This is a genomic window from Candidatus Halobonum tyrrellensis G22 (assembly GCF_000495475.1).
Lineage (GTDB): Archaea > Halobacteriota > Halobacteria > Halobacteriales > Haloferacaceae > Halobonum > Halobonum tyrrellense.
In genome coordinates, this window is record NZ_ASGZ01000002.1 from 1 (window position 1) to 17,552 (window position 17,552).

Genomic DNA, 17,552 nt, shown 5'->3' on the forward strand with positions numbered 1-17,552 from the left:
CCGTTCTCCGGTCACACACACGGCTCTTACGGTTTCGGCGGGAACGGCGCGGGCGGCGGTCCGCTACACTTTTTCGGGTCGGGTCGGATTCCCCCGCATGGCGATCGACGACTACCTGAACGACGCACGCGCGCGGGACTGGGCGGGGCTGGAGTCGGGGACGCTCCGGGTCGCGATGGTCGGTCTCGGCTGGTGGACCCGCGAGCAGGCGATCCCGGCGGTCGAGGCGTCCGACTTCTGCGAGACGACGGTGCTCGTGAGCAGCAGTCACGACTCTGCGGAGGACGCCGCCGCGGGGGTGGAAACCGCGGAGGCCGCGATCACGTACGACGAGTTTGTCGACGGCGAGGCGACCGACGACTACGACGCCGTCTACATCTGCACGCCCAACGCGAAACACCTGCCGTACGCGGAGGCGGCCGCCGACCACGACAAGGCGATCCTCTGTGAGAAGCCGATGGAGGCGACCGCCGACCGCGCGGCGGAACTGGTCTCCGCCGCCGAGGACGTCCCGCTGATGGTCGCCTACCGGATGCAGACCGACCCCGACGTGCGCCGGATGCGCGAACTCGTCCGCGAGGGCGCCATCGGCGACCCCGTGTTCGTCCACGGTCACATGAGCCAGCAGATGCTCGACGTGGTGGCGGACGACCCCGACCAGTGGCGGCTTGACCCCGACCTGGCGGGCTACGGCGCGACGGTGATGGACCTGGGCATCTATCCGCTCAACACCGCCCGGTTCGTCCTCGACGCCGACCCGGTGTCGGTGAACGCGCGGATGCGCTCGGAGGCGCAGGCGTTCCGCGACGTGCCCGACCAGCACGCCAGTTTCACCGTCGAGTTCGACGACGGCACGTACGCAACCTGCACCGCCAGCCAGAACGCCTACCTCGCGGGGCACCTCCGCGTCGTCGGCACCGACGGCGAGTTGACGCTCGAATCCGTGTTCCTCGGCGAGACGCCCCAGACGCTCACGCTCCGAACCGCCGACGGCCGCTCGGCCGAGGTGGACGACGGCCGCCGGGACATCTACGGCGACGAGATGACCGAGGAGTTCGACTACTTCGCCGACCACGTCCTCCGGGGAGAGCCGCTCGGACCCGACGGCGAACACGGGCTGGTCGACATGCGCGCGCTGGCGGCCATCTATGAGGCGGCCGAGACGGGCGAGGACGTGTCGGTCGAGTAGGGACACCGCTGGGGCCGCGAACGCTTCAAACCCGCGGGATCGGGGCGTTCGGCGATTCACAACCTTTACTATCGGGCTTCGGGATACTCAGCACGCAATGGTCGACCACAGGGAACTTCACGACCCGAACCAGGAGTACACGATGCGGGACCTGTCGGCGGAGACGATGGGGATCGCCAACAGCCGCGGCGAGGCCCGCGACGTCGAGATCACCGACGTCCAGACGACGATGGTCGACGGGAACTACCCGTGGATCCTCGTGCGCGTGTACACCGACGCCGGCGTCGCCGGCACCGGCGAGGCGTACTGGGGCGGCGGCGACGCGGGGATCGTCGAGCGGATGGCGCCGTTCCTGATCGGCGAGAACCCGCTCGACATCGACCGGCTGTACGAACACCTCGTCCAGAAGATGTCCGGCGAGGGCTCCATCGCCGGGAAGGTCATCTCCGCCATCTCGGGCATCGAAATCGCGCTCCACGACGTCGCCGGGAAACTGCTCGACGTGCCGGCCTACCAGCTCGTCGGCGGGAAGTACCGCGACGAGGTGCGGATCTACTGCGACTGTCACGCCGGCGACGAGTCCGAGCCGGAGTCGAACGCGAAGGAGGCCGAACGCGTCGTCGAGGAACTCGGCTACGACGCGATCAAGTTCGACCTCGACGTACCCTCCGGTCACGAGAAGGACCACGCCAACCGCCACCTCCGCGGTCCCGAGGTCGACCACAAGGTCGATATCGTAAAGGAGGTCTGCGAGACGGTCGGCGCCGCGGCCGACGTCGCGTTCGACTGCCACTGGTCGTTCACCGCCGGCAGCGCAAAGCGGTTGGGCGAGGCCCTCGAGGAGTACGACGTCTGGTGGCTCGAAGACCCCGTCCCGCCGGAGAACCACGACGTCCAGAAGGAGGTGACGCAGTCCACCTCGACCCCGATCGCGGTCGGCGAGAACGTCTACCGCAAGTTCGGCCAGCGCACGCTGCTGGAGCCGCAGGGGGTCGACATCATCGCGCCCGACCTGCCGCGCGTCGGCGGGATGCGCGAGACCCGGAAGGTCGCCGACATCGCCGACATGTACTACATCCCCGTCGCGATGCACAACGTCTCCTCGCCCATCGGCACGATGGCCTCCGCGCAGGTCGCGGCGGCCATCCCCAACTCGCTTGCGGTCGAGTTCCACTCCTACCAACTGGGCTGGTGGGAGGACCTCGTCGAGGAGGACGACCTGATCGAGGGCGGCCGGATGGAGATTCCCGAGGAGCCCGGCCTCGGTCTCACGCTCGACATGGACGCCGTCGAAGAGCACATGGTCGCCGGCGAAGAACTGTTCGACGAGGCCGACGCGTAGCTCCGTCGGACTCGACGGCGACGATTCGGTTGCGGTTCAGTTCGGCGCGGCTCCGCTCTCGTTCTCGTACGCTCCCGTTTCGTACGGAGACGGGCGGCCTGCCGTGTGAACGGAACGGATGGCGATACTCTCTTATGGGTCTCGACTCATTGAGCGGGTATGCGCTACTACCGACTCCCCGGCGGGGAGAGCGACTCGTCCGCCGACGGCTCGCTCGTGGTGGTCGACGACGACGGCGACGCGTACGACCTGACGGCCGCCTCGCCCGACCTCGGCTCGTTCACCGCGATAGCCCGCGCGGCCAACGCCGGCGACCGTTCCATCGACGCCATCGCCCGCGACCGCATCCCCGACGCCGACCCCGTCTCGACCGACGATTTGGACGAGTCGGTTGCCTTGCCGGTCGTCGCCGACGAAATCTGGGCGGCGGGCGTCACCTACCACATCAGCGAGAAGGCCCGCGAGGCCGAGAGCGGCAAACCCGAAGTCTACCTCGACGTCTACGAGAGCGACCGGCCCGAAGTCTTCTTCAAGGCGACACCCAGCCGAACCGTCGGCCCGGGAGAGGCTGTGGGGGTCCGCGCGGACTCGGAGTGGGACGTCCCCGAACCCGAACTCGGCGTGGTCCTCCACCGCGGTGACGTGGTCGGCTACACGGTCGGCAACGACGTCTCCAGCCGGTCGATCGAAGGGGAGAACCCCCTCTACTTGCCGCAGGCGAAGGTGTACGACCGGTGTTGTTCGGTCGGGCCGTGCGTCTCGACCGAAGAGACCGTCGAGGATCCCCACGACCTGACGATGTCGCTAACCATCGAACGCGACGGCGAACTCATGTACGAGGACTCCACCTCTACGGGTGAGATGGCGACGCGGTGTGAGACGCTCGTCGAGTACCTCTACCGACACAACGAACTGCCCGAAACGGTCGTCCTGCTCACCGGAACCGCGCTCGTGCCGGACGACGACTTCACGCTTCAGGAGGGCGACCGGATCGCGATCGATATCGACCGGATCGGCCGCCTCGTCAACGACACCGTCACCGTCTGAACTCGCCGAGGCGACCGGGACGAACCGGACGGGAACGAACGCGAACGGGGCGGAGAGAAGACGACGAACGGAACGGAGACGAACGCGACGAACGACGACGGGAGCCGACCCCCCGGGGGTCGGCGGGATCTCCCGACGACCGCGCGACTACTCGTCCGTCTCGACGTCGGTCTCGGCGAAGTACGTCCGACCGGTCGCGGGCACCTCCTTCGTGCCGGTGACCTCGACGCCGGCGCTCGTCGCGACGTCGGCCGCGGAGTGGCCGACGCGGAACTCGTAGGGACCCTCCTCGACCGTCAGGTCCATGTCGCGGTCGTGGTAGGCGAGTTGGGAGGCGTCCACCTCGAACGAGACCCGCGCGGACTCGCCCGCCTCCAGGTCGACCCGTTCGAACCCGACGAGTTCCTGCACCGGTCGGGCCTGGTCGGGGTTCTCGGCGCGCGCGTACAACTGGACCACGTCGCGGCCCGCGCGGTCGCCCGCGTTCTCGACGGTCACCTCGGCGGTCACCGTCCCCGCGGGGGCGAGTTCGTCGACCGACAGCGAGAGGTCGCCGTACGCGAACTCGGTGTAGCTCAGCCCGTGGCCGAACGGGTACAGCGGGTCGCTGTCGGTGTAGACGTACTCCTCGTTGGCGGTGTTGGGCTTACGGTTGTAGTGGACCGGAAGCTGTCCGACGGACTTGGGAATCGAGACGGGGAGGTGGCCGGCGGGGTTCTGCTCGCCGAACAGGACCGACGCGACCCCCTCGCCGCCGCGTTCGCCGGGGAGCCACGCGTGTACCACCGCGGGGACCTCCTCGGCGACCCACTCGACCGAGTGGGGCTTGCCGCTGACGAGCACCACCACGAGCGGCGTGTCCGTCCCGTGGACGTGTCGGAGCAGGTCGCCCTGCACGCCGGGCAGGTCGAGGTCGACCACGTCACACCCCTCGCCGCTGGTGGCGACGCTCGGCTGGTTCACCCGCTCGCGGTCGGAGTCGGAGAAGTCGACCGCCGAGCGCGCGCCGACGAACGCGACCGTCACGTCGGCGTCGGCGGCGGCGTCGCGGGCGGCGTCGAACCCGTCGGTGTCGGGACCGGTCGTGGTACACCCCCGCTCGTGGCGCACGTCGAAGCCGTGCTCCGCGCCGCGCGCGTCGATGGCGTCGAGCGGCGTCGTCGCGTCGAGTTCGACCTCCTCCTCGGGGTAGTGAGCCGCGTACGCGTAGTCGCCCATCATCTCCTGGACGTCGTCGGCCTTCGGTCCCACGACGGCGACCGACCCCACGTCGTCGAGGGGGAGCAGGTCGCCCTCGTTCTTCAGGAGCGTCATCGACTCGCGGGCGGCCCGCGTCGTGAGTTCGTCCGCCTCGTCGGTGCCGAACGGGTCGGCCGCCGCGTCGGCGTCGACCGTCGGGTCGCCCCCGGGGAGCAGTCCCTTCCGCGCTTTCGCCGTGAGGACGCGCCGGGCGGCGGCGTCGACCGTCTCCTCCGCGAGGTCGCCCGACTCGACGGCGCTCACGAGGTGCTCGCCGTAGCAGTCGGTGTACGGGAGTTCGACGTCGACGCCCGCCTCGACCGCCATCCGCCCGGCCTCCTCCTCGTCGGCGGCGACGCCGTGTTCGCTCCGGAGGAACTCGACGCTGTAGTAGTCCGACACCACCGTCCCGTCGAACCCCCACTCGCCGCGGAGCACGTCCGTCAGGAGCCACTCGTCGGCGGCAGACGGGATGCCGTCGATGTCGTGGTAGGCGTTCATCACCGACTCGGCGTTCGCGGTGTGGACCGCCGCCTCGAACGGGAACAGGTGGGTCTCGCGGAGTTCGCGCCGGCCGACGTTGACGGAACTCCGGTTCTTCCCGCCCTCGCCCGCACCGTGGCCCGCGAAGTGTTTCAGCGTCGCCGAGATACCGTCGCCGTCGCCCTGGAGTCCGTCCACGTAGCCGCACGCCATCGCGGCCACGAGGTAGGGGTCCTCGCCGAACGTCTCCTCGACGCGGCCCCACCGCAGGTCGCGCGCCACGTCGAGCACCGGCGAGAGCGCGTGTGCGGTGCCGATCGCCTCCAACTGCGAGCGGATCGTCGTCGTGACCTCCTCCATCAGGTCGGGCGACCACGTGCTCGCCATCCCGAGCGTCTGGGGGAACGTCGTCCCCTCCGGCCCCATGTAGCCGCTCAGACACTCCTCGTGGGGGATGGCGGGCACGCCGAGACGGGTCTCCTCGCGGAGGTACTCCTGGAGCCGATTGGTGGTCTCGGCCGCCGCCCGCGGCGAGAGGCTCCCCTCGCCGCCGATACGGGTCAGGTGACCGATCCCCCCAGAGAGGTGGTCGTCGACGGCGTCCTCGTCGAGTTCGCCGTCGTCGTCGAGGAGTTCCTCGGCGTTGACCGACCCCAACTGCGCCGCCTTCTCCGTGAGCGTCATCCGTTCGAGCAACGTCTCGACCCGCCGGTCGGCGGACCCGCCGGTCGCCTGCTCCGCGTCGGAGTTCATGGTCGTGCCACTCTCGACCCTCCGTCTTTAACCGTTCGGTGCGCCGGGACCGCGGCGCCGACGGGAGACGCTGCGCGCCGCGATGCGGCGTTCCCCATTTGAAAACGGGTTCCGGCGGGGATTCGCCCCGCCGGCGACCGAATCCGAGCCGCTCTGACCCGCTCGATACCGGAGACAGCGGGACACACGCCCGAAGACTTCCGATCAACCCGACGGTTCTTGAATGGAGAACGAGATCACCGGCGTCTCGACGCCGGATAGCCCCGCCAGGACGCGCGCGTTCCGTGAGTCGTCACCCACACCGGGGTCGGCGAGCGATTACCTCACCGGCTACTGCCGACCGTCGGCACCTCACACCCCTCGGAACGACCTGACGGCGGATCGATCCGTTCGGGGGTCAGAAGCCGACGAGCGGTCCACCGGCCCGAGGTGGAGAACGACCGTTCTGAAAACGGGAACGATAACGGAGATTGGAGTGAAACCGCGTCAGACGCCCCCTCACGGACTGGAGGGGACGACTCGGCGGTCCGACCCGGCCGTTCGCGTCCGTCGGCGATAGTCGCTCGGTCGTCGCCGGAGCCGAGGGGTCCGCGCCGGGCGCGACGGAAGCGATTACACCGGTACCACTGTAAACGGGCCGTCGGCTGGGGCGGTGAGCGTCGCTCACGATCCCGATCGTTGCTGATCCTTCAGTGTTTGTCATGGGAGAACGCGGTGCGAGGGTCGAATGGGGTCGAACACTCGCGCCCCACGACTGAGGGCTACAGCCGACTATCGATCCCGTGTACGATCGGTATATACGAAATAGTATATGAATTTCGAGCTTATCGTTCGGTGAGTGGGACCGGTCAACGGTGCGGCCCGTGTCGTACCGTTCTCACTCCGATTGACGCCCAACGCGGCCGATCAGCGGTCTACGAGGAGGAGACGGGGACGTATCCGACCGGCCGTCAGGCGGCGACAGCGCACGTCGGATTCGAGGGCCTTCCTCGGCCGTCCGTACGGTTGTCCGCCCCTCTCCGTCCGGAGTACGCTCCGTCGAGTTCCGTCGAGTGAGTCGTCCCAGTAATGTACGACTACGAACGGTTTTCCCGAGAAGTCAACAATCACTCCTATTATCCATTCTACCTTTTCGGGCAGACCACGTCTCACAAGTTTAATCACCCCCAAATACTACCCGGTGGTATGAACCGACAGGGTGTGGAGCCGGCCCGCGCGGGCGGCGGGGCCGTCCGGGGTGAGCGGGGATGAGCGCGCTCGACCGCGTCAGGATGTACGCGCGCGAAACGGGTCCGACCTGGCTCGCGGGCGCCGTCGCGGCGGGTCCGGCGACGATGGCCAGCCTGGTCTCCGGCGGGGCGGGGTTCGGCTACGTGCTGCTGTGGGTGGTGGTGCTGTCGGCCGTGTTGGGCGCGCTCTCGCAGTACCTCGCGGCGCGGCTCGGACTGCTCACCGAGGCGGGTATCGTCTCGGTCGTCGAACAGCGCCTCGGCGAGGGGTGGGCGTGGCTCCTCGTCGTCGACGCCGTGCTGGCGGCGGGACTCGCACAACTCACGATCACGAAGACGGTGGCGGGCGTCTCCGCGGCCGTCACCGGCGTCGGTCCAACTGTCTGGGCGGTCGTCTGGGGGGTCGTCCTCGCCGTCGGCCTCGCGGGCGGCGGCTACCGCGCGGCCGAACTCGGCGCGAAACTCCTCGTGTCGGTGGTCGTCCTCGCGTTCGTCGCGTCGCTGTTCGTGGTGCCGGTCGACCTCGGCGCGGCGGCCGGGGGGCTGGTTCCGCGGCTCCCGACGGGCGTCTCGGGCGCGCTGGTCGCGGCGGGCATCCTCGGCGGCGCGGTCCACGTCACGCTCGTCACGATGCAGTCGTACACGACCCGCGCGCGCGGGTGGACCCGCGAGGACATGGGTCTCGCGCGGGTCGACGTGGCGGCGTCGATGCTCTGTGCGTTCGGCGTCTACAGTCTCGCCATCTTCCTCGTGACCGCGGCGGTGCTTTACGGTCCGAACGTCGACGCCGGCGAACTCACCGCGACGGCGGCCGCGCAGGCGCTCGGCCCGCTGGTCGGCGAGAACGCCCGCTGGCTGTTTCTCTCGGGGCTGTGGGGTGCGTCCGTCTCGACGCTCGGCGCGAACACGGTGGTCCCGCCGTTCCTCCTCGCGGACAAACTCGGCTGGGAGCGCGACGTCTCCGACCCCCGGTACCGCGCGGCCGTCGTCGGGGTGGCGCTCGCGGGTATCGGCGGCGTCTTCGTGAGCGGCGAGCTGTTCCCCCTCCTGGTGCTCACGCTCGCGTTCGGTCTCGTCGGGACGCCGTTCGCGCTCGCGCTGGTCGTCTACCTGCTCAACGACCCCGGCGCGGTCCCCGAACCGCCGTCGACGGCAGCGAACGTCGGCGGGGTCGTCCTGATAGCCGTGACCGCCGTCACCGCGGGGTCGTTCCTCCGCGAGCGGGTGGCGGCGGGGGTCGGACCCGTGACGCTGTTCGTCCTCGCGTTCGCGGGCGTTCTCGGCGCGGCGACGTTGGTACTGCTCGCGCTGTTCGTCCGCGAACGGGTGGGCGGAGGTGACGCCCCCGTGGAGCCGACGGGCTGAGATGGACGACCGGATCCCGCTCGACGGCGTGACCCTGGTGACGGGGCCGTCGAACGCCGGCAAGACGCGCCGGACCGCCCGCGCGCTCGACCGCTGGGTGGACGAGCGCGGCACCGACGGGGTGGTCGTCCTCGATTTCGCGCCCGAAGTGGTGCGCGAGGGGACGCTGCTGGGCGGCCGGCTCGACCGGTTCACCCGGGTCCCGGACGGCGTGTGGACGGGCGTACTCGACGCGCACGCGCCGCGTGCGTCGGCCGGAGATCGGCGGGGGGCGCTCCGGTTGGCGGCGTCGAACGCCCGGCGCGCGCGGCGGCTGCTCGACGCGATGCCGGCCGACCCGCGGGCCGTGTTCGTCAACGACGCCACCATCCCGTGTCAGGCCGATGCGGGCGACGCGACGGCGCTCGCCGACCGGTGGGAGGCCGCCGACTGCGTCGTCTGTAACGCCTTCGAGAGCGACGAACTCGGGGCCGACGACCGGGTGTCGCGCAACGAGCGGGCGGCGCTCGACGCGCTCCGGTCGCGCGCCGACCGGGTGGTCGACCTCTGACCGGTCGCGCCTCGCGTACGCTCCGCGCTCGGTCCGCCCGTCACTCCCGCTCGGCGGCGGCGGCCAGGTCGGCCGCCAGTTCGACGGCGTCGACGGCCGACGCGCCGAACACGTACGCGACCGGCTCCGTCCCGAACGCGCCCTCGTGGTAGCAGACGCGCGGCACGCCGCCGCGCTCGCGGAACCGGCGTTCGAGCCGCCCGCGGCGGTTCTCGTAGGCGGGGTCGAACCGGAGCGGGTCGACCCCCGCGTCGCGTGCCGCGTCGAGTAGCGCGTCCTCGGTGGCGAGGTTGAGCGCTCCCCGAACCCCCGCGTCGACGGCCGTCGCCGCCAACAGCGCCGCGGCGACGTGCTCGGACGCGCCGAACTCGGGGTTCGAGGGGACGTGCACCCGCCCGCGCATCGCGTGGACCCGGCCGGGGACGGCGGCGACGTCCGTCGCGTCGGCCGGGTCGGGGAGCGCCATCCCGAGGTTGGTGCCGACGTTCGGCACCAGCGGCACGAACGCCGGGTCGCGTTCGACGGCGCGGACCGCCCGCCGGACGTTCGCGAGGACGGCCCGCTCGGCTTCGAGTTCGGCGTCGGGACCCCGAACGCAGAGGTCACAGCCCAGCCCCGCCAGCGCGGGCATCGCCTCCTCGTGGGCGGCGCAGATGGGACCGCGGTCCTCGAACTCGCGGACGAGTTCGAACAGTTCGGCGAGCGCCTCGTAGTCGTCCATCCCGCCCGAGGCGAACCCGTCGGCGACCCGCTCGACCGTCTCGCGCGTGCGGTCGTCCTCGGCGAACCGCTCCGCGAGCGGCGTCTCCCCGCCGACGTACCGGCTGACCTGCGCTTGGGTCACGCCGAGGCGGTCGGCCACCTCGCGTTGGGTGAACCCCCGCTCGACCAGCGCACTCGCCAGCATCGCCCGCACCGTCGGCAGGAACTGCTCGACCACGATCTCGCTGGGTAACCGGAGCGGCACGTGACCGACTCGAACCGCCACCCCCATAGTTTCGACTACTCGGTCGTACACTCCCGTTGTATACACTAGTTATATTACCCACGAATCACAACGCCGAGTCGACTCATGGGCTTCAGCGACCACCTGCTCGACGTCGGGTCGGACCTCTGGGCGGCGCAGAGGCGGCACCCGTTCGTGACCGAACTCGCCGACGGCAGCCTGAGCGAAGCGGCGTTCCGGACGTGGATCGAACAGGACTACCGCTACCTGCTCGACTACGCGCGGACGTTCGCCGTCCTCGGGGCCAAAGCGGACGAGGAGGCGACGATGGCCCACTGCTTCGAGGTGGCGAACGCCATCGTCGACGACGAGATGGAGCTCCACCGGTCGTTCGCGGCCGACTACGGCCTGACGAGCGAGGATCTGGCGGCCGTCTCGAAGGCGCCGACCTGCGAGGCGTACACCAACTACCTGCTCCGGACGGCCCGGGAGCGACCGCTCGCGGTGGGGGCGGCGGCCATCTACCCCTGCGGCCGGGGCTACCTCGACGTGGCCGAACACATGGCCGACTTGGCCACGGAGGAGCACCGCTACACGCCGTTCGTCGAGAAGTACACCGGCGACGCGTTCCGGGAGTCGGTCGCGTGGATGGGGGAGTTCGTCGACCGGTGTGCGGACCGACACCCCTCGCTACACGAGGAGATGGAAGCGGCGTTTCTCCGGTGTGCGGAGTTGGAACACGCCTTCTGGGAGATGGCGTACACCGAGGAGTCGTGGCCCCACGAGCGGGCGACCGACCGCGACGGCGCGCGCGCCGCCGGGTCCGCCGGGGAGGGGGTCTGAGTGGCTCCGACGCCGGTGTCGACGCCGGTGGCGCTCGGCGCGACGCTCGCGGCGCTCGCGGCGGTGACCGTCCTCGGTCTGGTCCACGCGCGGGGGCGGGTCGGGTCGGTCGAGCAGTACGTGAGCGCGCGCGACTCCGCGGGGACGACGACGACGGCCGCCACGCTCGTCGCGAGCGGCGCGGGCGCGTGGATCCTGTTCAGCCCCGCCGAGGCCGGCGCGGCGTTCGGCGGCGTCGCCGCCGTCGCCGGCTACGCGCTCGGGAGCGCAGTGCCGTTGCTCCTGTTCGTCTCGGTGGGCGTCCGGGTCCGCGAGCGCCTCCCCGGCGGCCACTCGCTGACCGAGTACGTCTACGCGCGCTACGGCCGGCGGATGTACGCGTACGCCCTGCTGATCGCGGCGTTTTACATGTTCGTCTCGCTGGCCGCCGAGATGACCGCCGTCGCCGACGCGCTGGGGTTCGTCGCGGGCGTCCCCGCGTGGGTCACCGCGGGCGCCGTCGGCGGGTTCGTCCTGCTGTACACCGCCTACGGCGGGCTGGTCGCGAGCATCTTCACCGACACGGTCCAGACGCTCGTCGTCCTCCCGCTGCTCGCGGTCAGCGTCGTCGCCGCGGTGGTCGGTCTCGGCGGTCCCGCCGAGGTGTACGGGTCGGTCGCGGCCGCCGACCCCGACCTGCTCGACCCGACGTTCCTCCCCGGCGTCGCGTTCGGGACGTACGTCGTGATCGCGATCACCGGCGCGAGCGTGTTCAACCAAGGCCAGTGGCAGCGCGTCTTCGCCGCCGAGGACGACCGCGCGGTCCGCCGCGGGTTCGCGCTCGCGGCGGTCGTGCTCGTGCCGATGCTGCTGGCGGCGGGGCTGTTCGGCGTCGCCGCCGCGGGTCTCGGACTCCTCGGCGACGCCAGCCCGAGCGCCGCGTTCTTCGTCGTCGTCGCCGCGGCGCTCCCCGGGTGGGCGACGCTCGGGGTGGTGGTGCTCGTCGTCCTCCTGATGGCGAGTTCGGCCGACACGATGGTCAACGCGCTCGCGAGCGTCGTCACGGTCGACCTGGCTCGCGCGCTCGACGGCACCGACGCGGGGACCCTCCGCCTCGTCGCGCGCGGGCTGACCGTCGTCGTCACCGCCGGCGCCGTCGTCGTCGGCGCGCAGGGGTACGGCGTGCTCGAACTGTTCTTGCTCGCGGACCTGCTCGGCGCCGCCACGTTCGTCCCGTTCCTCCACGGCCTCTACTCCGCGCGGGCGACCGAGACGGGCGCGCTCGTCGGCAGCGTCGCCGGTCTCGCGGTCGGGCTGGCGTACTTCCCCACGTTCCACGGCGCGTTGACCGGTCTCCCGGTCGTCGGGCCGCTCCTCCCCGGCGCGTCGTTCGTCCACGCGTTCGTCGGCGCCGCGGGCGTCTCGACCGCGCTGTCGGTCGCCGGCGCGCGGTGGGGCGACGACCGGTTCGACCTCGACTCGCTGGCGAGCGAGGTCCGCTCGCTCGACGACCCCGGTCGCGGTCCCGAGACCGAGCCGACGCCCGCGACCGACGGCGGGCGGGAGGTGGGCCGATGACCGACCCGGTCGACCGTCCGGTGGCGCTCACGGTCGCGGGGTCCGACAGCGGCGGCGGCGCGGGCATCCAGGCGGACTTGAAGACGATGGAAGCGCTGGGTACCTTCGGCACCAGCGCGGTCACGAGCGTCACCGCCCAGAACACGCGCGGCGTCGACGCCATCGAGGACCTCTCGACCGGTGTGGTCGACGCGCAGGTCCGCGCGGTCGCGGACGACTTCGCGGTCGGCGCCGCCAAGACCGGCATGCTCAGTTCCGCGGCGATCGTCGAGACCGTCGCCGACTGCCTCGCCGACTACGAGTTCCCGCTGGTGGTCGACCCCGTGATGGTCGCACAGAGCGGCGACCGACTGCTCGCCGAGCGAGCGGAAGCGGCCCTCCGCGAGGACCTGCTCCCGCGGGCGGCGCTGGCGACGCCGAACCTCCCCGAGGCGGAGGTGCTCGCCGGGCGGAGCGTCGGGAGCGTCGACGACGCACGCGCGGCCGCCGAGACCATCGCCGAGGGCGGCGACGGTCCCGACGCGGTGCTCGTGACCGGCGGCCACCTCGGGGGCGACCGACTCGTCGACGTGCTGTACGCCGACGGGGAGACCCGGACGTTCGAGAAGCCGCGGGTCGACACCGACGACACCCACGGGAGCGGCTGCACCCTCTCGGCGGCGGTCGCCGCCCGCCTCGCCGCCGGCGACGACCTGCCCGCGGCGGTCGACCGCGCCGAGACGCTGGTCGACCGGGCGATTCGCTACGCTCTCGACGTGGGGGGCGGCGCGGGACCGGTCCACCACCTCGCGGCCCTCCGGAACGACGCCGCGCGGTACGACGCGACCGAGGCGGTGGACGGCGTGGTCCGCACCCTCCGAGACCGGGACGCCTCCGCGCTCGTCCCCGAGGTGGGGACGAACGTCGTCGTCGCCACGCCGTACGCGACGGGAACCGACGAGGTGGCCGCCGTCGAGGGCCGCCTCCACCGGACGAGCGACGGCGTCCGGGCGGCCGGCGGCGTCCGCCTGGGCGCGTCGAGCCACGTCGCGCGCCTGTTGCTGGCGGTCAGGACGTACGACCCTCGGATGCGGGCGGCCGCGAACGTCCGCCTCGACGACCGCGTGGCCGCGGCGGCGACCGACCGCCTCGACGCCGTCGAGGTGGACCGGACCGCCGAACCCGACGCCGACCCGACCGAGGCGCGCGAGGGCGGGACGATGGCGTGGACCGTCGAGCGGGCGATGGCGGGTCGAGAAGCGGTCCCCGACGCGATATACGACCGCGGTGCGGTCGGCAAGGAGGCGATGTGCCGGCTGTTCGCGGACTCGCCCGAACGGCTCGTCGACCTGGTCGGGACGCTCGACGACGCTCGGTAGTCCGGGGGAGGCACCCGCCGACCGCGTCCGACCGCCGGCTCGGCCGCGCGAGCGTCGGTCAGGTGCCCGCGGTCGTCCCGTCGCCGGCCGCGCCGTCCCCCTCGGTCGGGTCTTCGAGTTCGCCCATCACCGCTTCGAACGCGTCCGTCGCGGTGAGCAGGCCGACCACCTCGCCGTCGTCGACCACCAGCGCGATCTCCTGCTGTTCGGCCTGGAACGCGTCGATAGCGTCGCTGACCTCCTCGTCGGCGGGGATCGTCATCGGCGGTTCGGCGATCGATTCGAGGTCGATCTCGCCGCTCGCGAGCGCGTCGAACCGCGAGGTGACCGCCGGCAGGTAGACCATCCCCCGGAGGTCGTCGAGACCGTCGCCGACCAGCGGGTACCGCGAGTGGGAGTGGTCGCGCATCACCGCGAGCGCCTCCTCGAAGGAGTCGTCGACCGAGAGGAGCGCCATCTCCTCGCGGGGGACCATCACGTTCCGGACCGGAAGCTCCTCGACGGCTAACGCGTTCATCACCTCCGTGCGGCGCTCCTCGGAGACGCCGCTGCCGTCGAGTACCGTCTCGAACCGCTCGTGGACGTCCGAGCGGCTCTCGACCGGGTCGCTCCCCGCGTCCTCCTCGCCGTCTTCGAGCCACGCACCGGTCATCTCGACGCCGAACAGCCCGAGCGTCCACTTGGCGAAGAGGTCGCCGACCCGGAGCAGCGGCCAGATGGCGCGCGTGAACCAGTACAGCGGCGTCGCGCCGACCCGACAGACCTGCTTCGAGCGCTCGACGCCGAGGTAGGTGGGCGCCTGCTCGCCGTGTGTGAGGTGGACCAGGTTGATGACCAGCCACGCGAGGACCGCCCCCGCGCCGACCGACGCGAGGAACGACCCGCCGAACAGCGGCTCGAACAGCGCCGCGAGCGCCGGTTCGGCGATGATACCGACCGCGATGCTGGAGGCGGTGATCCCGATCTGACAGCTCGTCAGGTAGATCTCCAGGTTCTCCGTCATCTCCCAGGCGCGTTCGAGCCCCGGCTCTCGGAACTCCGCCTCGGTGTACTGCTGGGCGCGGGTGAGCGCGAACTCGATCGCGACGAAGAACCCGTTCGTGAGGATCAGCGCGACCCCCGCGAGCAGGCGGAGCGATATCGTCGTCGCGTTCATCGGTCCCACCCCTCGGTCCGCGAGCGGCGGTCACGGGGCGACCGGGTCACGCGGGATCACCCCGCGAGTCGAGACCCAGCGAGTCGTCGGGCCGACGGGAGGGTCCGTTCACGTCGCCCGGCCCTTCGAGTTCGCCCAGCACCGCCTCGAACGCGTCCGTCGCGGTGAGCAGGCCGACGAACTCGCCGTCGTCCGCGACTAACGCGAGCTCCTGCTGTTCGGCCTGGAACGCGTCGATAGCGTCGCTGACTTCCTCGTCGGCGGGGAGCGTCATCGGCGGCGCGGCGATCGCCTCGATGGCGATCTCGCCGTCCCGGTACGCCTCGAACTCGTTCAGCAACTCCGCGAGGTAGACGATCCCGCGGAACTCCGACTCGTCGTCGCCGAACAGGAGGAACCGGCGGTGCTGCGTCCCCTCGATCAGGTCGAGGTTCTCGGCGGGCGTGTTCGCCGTCGACAGCGCCACCACCTCCTCGCGGGGGACCATCACGTTCCGGACCGGAAGCTCGCCGGCCGCGAGCGCGTTCATCACCTCGCCGTGGCGCTCCTCGGGGAGGTCGCTCTCCGAGAGCACCGTCCGGAGCCGTCGGTGGAGGTCGGCGCGTCCCTCGATCACGTCCGCCTCCGATTCGAGCCACGCGCCGGTCATCTCGACGCCGAACAGCTTGAGCGTCCACTTCGCGACGATGTCACCGAGGTCGAGGATCGGTCGGATGAGACGCGTGAACCAGTACAGCGGCGTCGCGCCGACCCGACAGATCTGTTTCGAGCGCTCGACGCCGAGGTAGGTGGGGGTCTGCTCGCCGTAGACGACGTGGACCAGGTTCACGACGAAGTACGCGAGCAGCGTCCCCGCGCCGACCGACGCGAGGAGCGTCCCGCCGAACAGCGGCTCGAACAGCGCCGCGAGCGCGGGTTCGGCGACGATCCCGAGCGAGATGCTGGCGGCGGTGATCCCGACCTGACAGCCGGTCAGGTAGATCTCCAGATCCTCGGTCATCTCCCAGGCGCGTTCGAGTCCCGCCTCCACGAACTCCGATTCGGGGTACTGACGCGCCCTGGTGAGCCCGAACTCGATCGCGACGAAGAACCCGTTCGCGAGGACGAGAGCGATCCCGGCGACGATCCGCAGCGTGATCTCTGTGGGTTGCAATTGCCGTCTCGTCGTCGTTCCGTCCGAAATGTTAAAAAGGCTGTTGCCAGCTATCGAACTAGAACCCTATTCTTCGGACAGTACGAGACGTCCGGCGAACGAGGGGAGAGACCGAACGTTCGGCGGGGAGCGGCCGTACATCGGGTAAGGAAGGTAATCGAGATGGACAGAGTTTACCGTCTGCCCCGTGCTCTCAGAGTGGAAGATATGGTCGACATCGCTACACTCGGGCAGCTATTCGCCGGCGTGGTGCTCCTGCTCGGGAACGGGTACTTCGTGACCATCGAGTTCGCGATGACCCGTGTCCGCCAGTTCGACGAGGCGGAGTTCCAGGGGTCGCGGGGGCTCGAACGGGCGTGGGAGATGACGGAACGGCTGGAGATATTCCTCTCGGGGTGTCAGCTCGGCATCACTATCTGTAGCGTCGGGCTGGGGTTCGTCGCCGAACCGGCGCTGGCGGCGGTGCTCGACCCCGTACTGCGGTCGATCGGGGTCGCGGGTCTGCTCGGTCCCGGCAGCGGGGGGCACGCGGCGCTCGCGGTGGCGCTCGCGCTCGTGATCATCAACCTCCTCCACCTGACGGTGGGCGAACAGGCGCCGACGTACCTCGGCATCGAGCGCTCGAAACAGGTCGCCAAGTTCGGTGCGCCGATCCTCTACTGGTGGACGCGCGTCTTCTCGCCGGTCATCCGGCTGGCCGACTGGCTGGCGAAGGCGATCCTCTCGGCGTTCGGCGTCGAGATGACCCGGTCGTGGGCCGAAGAGGAGATGGAAGACGAGGAGGGCAGCGTGACCTCGCGGGGCGAACTCATGAATCAGATGGGGGGCGTGCTGGCGAACCTCGACGTCTCCGAGGAGCGCCGCGACGAGATCACCAACGCCATCGCGATCGACCGCATCCACGCGGCCGACATCATGATCGCCCGCGAGGACATCGTCGCGCTCTCGACCGAGCGGTCGGTCGCGGAGAACAGCGAGACGATCCGGGCGAACGCCTACACCCGGTTTCCGCTCGTCGGGTCGGACCTCGACGACCTGGTCGGCGTGGTCTACCTGCCGGCGTTCGTCCGCTCGCGGGAGGCGCTCGAAGCCGACGAGATCGACTTCTCCGACATCGCCTCGCCCCCGATGACGGTCCGGCCGGACATCCCGATCAGCGACCTGATCGACGAGTTCCAAGACGCCGACCAGGAGGCCGCGTTCGTCGTCGAGGACGGCCGGACGGTCGGACTCATCACCGCGACCGACGCGTTCGAGGAGGTATTGGGCGAAGTCGAAGACCCCCTCGACCGGGGTGCGGGCTCCGGCACCGGCGCGGCGTGAGCCGCCGTCCCTCGCGGGC

General features: G+C 70.7%; 13 protein-coding genes. 9 read left to right on the plus strand and 4 right to left on the minus strand.

Translation table 11 applies throughout. The features are described 5' to 3' along the window. Positions 1-97: 97 nt before the first annotated feature. The 3 genes from gfo6 (at position 98) to K933_RS00165 (ending at position 3,578) form a co-directional block, all read left to right on the plus strand. Positions 98-1,189: a D-xylose 1-dehydrogenase Gfo6 gene (gene gfo6, locus K933_RS00155; protein WP_023392630.1), complete on the plus strand. Its 1,092-nt coding sequence runs from the start codon at positions 98-100 to the stop codon at positions 1,187-1,189. 97 nt (positions 1,190-1,286) lie between these two features. Beyond that, a complete protein-coding gene (locus K933_RS00160; protein WP_023392631.1) occupies positions 1,287-2,531 on the plus strand; it encodes a mandelate racemase/muconate lactonizing enzyme family protein in 1,245 nt (414 codons plus the stop codon). Positions 2,532-2,690: 159 nt separating this feature from the next. Further along, positions 2,691-3,578, plus strand: a complete 888-nt coding sequence (locus K933_RS00165) for a fumarylacetoacetate hydrolase family protein (protein ID WP_023392632.1) — start codon at positions 2,691-2,693, stop codon at positions 3,576-3,578. A 147-nt stretch (positions 3,579-3,725) separates the two neighbouring features. On the opposite strand, the gene K933_RS00170 is transcribed toward K933_RS00165, so the two are convergent. Then, positions 3,726-5,984: a glycoside hydrolase family 3 N-terminal domain-containing protein gene (locus K933_RS00170; protein ID WP_049947443.1), complete on the minus strand. Its 2,259-nt coding sequence runs from the start codon at positions 5,982-5,984 to the stop codon at positions 3,726-3,728. Positions 5,985-7,300: 1,316 nt separating this feature from the next. On the opposite strand from K933_RS00170, the gene K933_RS00175 reads away from it, so the two are divergent. Continuing rightward, positions 7,301-8,647 (plus strand): NRAMP family divalent metal transporter, encoded by a 1,347-nt coding sequence (locus K933_RS00175; RefSeq protein WP_023392634.1) that lies wholly within the window; start codon positions 7,301-7,303, stop codon positions 8,645-8,647. Between the two features lies 1 nt (position 8,648). After that, the gene (locus K933_RS00180; protein WP_023392635.1) at positions 8,649-9,197 is read left to right on the plus strand and encodes a hypothetical protein; all 549 of its coding nucleotides are present in this window, start codon (positions 8,649-8,651) and stop codon (positions 9,195-9,197) included. A 40-nt stretch (positions 9,198-9,237) separates the two neighbouring features. Here the strand turns inward: K933_RS00180 and K933_RS00185 are convergent, their stop codons facing one another. Then, positions 9,238-10,164: a thiamine-phosphate synthase family protein gene (locus K933_RS00185; RefSeq protein WP_049947444.1), complete on the minus strand. Its 927-nt coding sequence runs from the start codon at positions 10,162-10,164 to the stop codon at positions 9,238-9,240. Positions 10,165-10,269: 105 nt separating this feature from the next. Between K933_RS00185 and tenA the strand changes: the two genes are divergently transcribed. The 3 genes from tenA to thiD are packed head-to-tail and all read left to right on the plus strand — an operon-like array spanning position 10,270 to position 13,901. Beyond that, positions 10,270-10,986 carry a thiaminase II gene (gene tenA, locus K933_RS00190; protein WP_023392637.1) on the plus strand — a complete coding sequence of 239 codons (717 nt, stop codon included), beginning with the start codon at positions 10,270-10,272 and terminating at the stop codon, positions 10,984-10,986. Continuing rightward, positions 10,987-12,543, plus strand: coding sequence for a sodium:solute symporter family transporter (locus tag K933_RS00195; RefSeq protein ID WP_235063397.1), 1,557 nt, complete (start codon positions 10,987-10,989; stop codon positions 12,541-12,543). It abuts the gene before it with no gap. Next, positions 12,540-13,901: a bifunctional hydroxymethylpyrimidine kinase/phosphomethylpyrimidine kinase gene (gene thiD, locus K933_RS19320; RefSeq protein ID WP_023392639.1), complete on the plus strand. Its 1,362-nt coding sequence runs from the start codon at positions 12,540-12,542 to the stop codon at positions 13,899-13,901. The genes K933_RS00195 and thiD overlap by 4 nt, the downstream gene beginning before the upstream one ends. 58 nt (positions 13,902-13,959) lie before the next feature. Here the strand turns inward: thiD and K933_RS00205 are convergent, their stop codons facing one another. Then, positions 13,960-15,057 carry a CNNM domain-containing protein gene (locus K933_RS00205; RefSeq protein ID WP_023392640.1) on the minus strand — a complete coding sequence of 366 codons (1,098 nt, stop codon included), beginning with the start codon at positions 15,055-15,057 and terminating at the stop codon, positions 13,960-13,962. A gap of 46 nt (positions 15,058-15,103) precedes the next feature. After that, entirely contained in the window at positions 15,104-16,210 is a 1,107-nt protein-coding gene (locus K933_RS00210; RefSeq protein ID WP_023392641.1) for a CNNM domain-containing protein, read from the minus strand. 207 nt (positions 16,211-16,417) lie between these two features. Between K933_RS00210 and K933_RS00215 the strand changes: the two genes are divergently transcribed. After that, complete coding sequence (locus tag K933_RS00215) at positions 16,418-17,533, plus strand: CNNM domain-containing protein (RefSeq protein ID WP_023392642.1); 1,116 nt, start codon at positions 16,418-16,420, stop codon at positions 17,531-17,533. Positions 17,534-17,552 lie beyond the last annotated feature (19 nt).

Bases quoted from the DNA above. Each gene is read 5' to 3' on its own strand.
- gfo6 (WP_023392630.1), top strand. From the start codon at position 98: ATGGCGATCGACGACTACCTGAACGACGCACGCGCGCGGGACTGGGCG.
- K933_RS00160 (WP_023392631.1), top strand. From the start codon at position 1,287: ATGGTCGACCACAGGGAACTTCACGACCCGAACCAGGAGTACACGATG.
- K933_RS00165 (WP_023392632.1), top strand. From the start codon at position 2,691: ATGCGCTACTACCGACTCCCCGGCGGGGAGAGCGACTCGTCCGCCGAC.
- K933_RS00170 (WP_049947443.1), bottom strand. From the start codon at position 5,984: ATGACGCTCACGGAGAAGGCGGCGCAGTTGGGGTCGGTCAACGCCGAG.
- K933_RS00175 (WP_023392634.1), top strand. From the start codon at position 7,301: ATGAGCGCGCTCGACCGCGTCAGGATGTACGCGCGCGAAACGGGTCCG.
- K933_RS00180 (WP_023392635.1), top strand. From the start codon at position 8,649: ATGGACGACCGGATCCCGCTCGACGGCGTGACCCTGGTGACGGGGCCG.
- tenA (WP_023392637.1), top strand. From the start codon at position 10,270: ATGGGCTTCAGCGACCACCTGCTCGACGTCGGGTCGGACCTCTGGGCG.
- thiD (WP_023392639.1), top strand. From the start codon at position 12,540: ATGACCGACCCGGTCGACCGTCCGGTGGCGCTCACGGTCGCGGGGTCC.
- K933_RS00205 (WP_023392640.1), bottom strand. From the start codon at position 15,057: ATGAACGCGACGACGATATCGCTCCGCCTGCTCGCGGGGGTCGCGCTG.
- K933_RS00215 (WP_023392642.1), top strand. From the start codon at position 16,418: ATGGTCGACATCGCTACACTCGGGCAGCTATTCGCCGGCGTGGTGCTC.